An 823-nucleotide genomic window follows, 5' to 3' on the forward strand; every position below is an offset into this window, starting at 1 on the left:
GATCAATAACTATACCATCAGTTTTATTAAAATATATGGGAAAAAATACAATAATATCAAAATAAAAAGATTATTGTATATATAACATAATAAATATACGTTTTAATATTTGATATTAAGGCGTTTTATTTATTATAAAACATATATTTATTACATGAAATATACAAAAAAACAATAAATATGTTGACAATGTATATTTATACTGATATAATATATTTTGTTGCTACAATATGGAGGGATGGTCGAGTTGGTTTAAGGCACCGGTCTTGAAAACCGACGTACGTGAAAGCGTACCGTGGGTTCGAATCCCACTTCCTCCACCATTTTTTAACAACGTAATATTAGCCTGGAGAAGTACTCAAGTGGCTAAAGAGGTGCCCCTGCTAAGGGTATAGACTGGGAAACTGGTGCGAGGGTTCAAATCCCTCCTTCTCCACCAGAAACATCTAACATTTGTTAGATGTTTCTTTTTTTATATAACAAATTATATCTATATTGGATATGCTATATTGTGAAATACTATTATAATTCATCATTAAATAGTAAGACAATTGTTTCATAAATTTAGAATGAAATATAATTATAGTTATAAGATTTAAAAAATATATTGACATGATATAAACATGCTGATATAATAAATCTTGTCGCATAGGACATGGAGGGATGGTCGAGTTGGTTTAAGGCACCGGTCTTGAAAACCGACGTACGTGAAAGCGTACCGTGGGTTCGAATCCCACTTCCTCCACCATTTTATAACGATATGAAATTAAGCCTGGAGAAGTACTCAAGTGGCTAAAGAGGTGCCCCTGCTAAGGGTATAGAC

General features: G+C 32.2%; 3 tRNA genes. All 3 read left to right on the forward strand.

The features are described 5' to 3' along the window. The first annotated feature begins 232 nt into the window (after positions 1–232). A tRNA-Ser gene (locus KPL50_RS26615) sits at positions 233–323 on the forward strand. A 25-nt stretch (positions 324–348) separates the two neighbouring features. Continuing rightward, positions 349–439 (forward strand) — tRNA-Ser (locus KPL50_RS26620). A 218-nt stretch (positions 440–657) separates the two neighbouring features. After that, a tRNA-Ser gene (locus tag KPL50_RS26625) sits at positions 658–748 on the forward strand. The last annotated feature ends 75 nt before the right edge of the window (positions 749–823 follow it).

The organism is Clostridium sp. CF012 (assembly GCF_018861755.1).
Classification (GTDB): domain Bacteria; phylum Bacillota; class Clostridia; order Clostridiales; family Clostridiaceae; genus Clostridium_AD.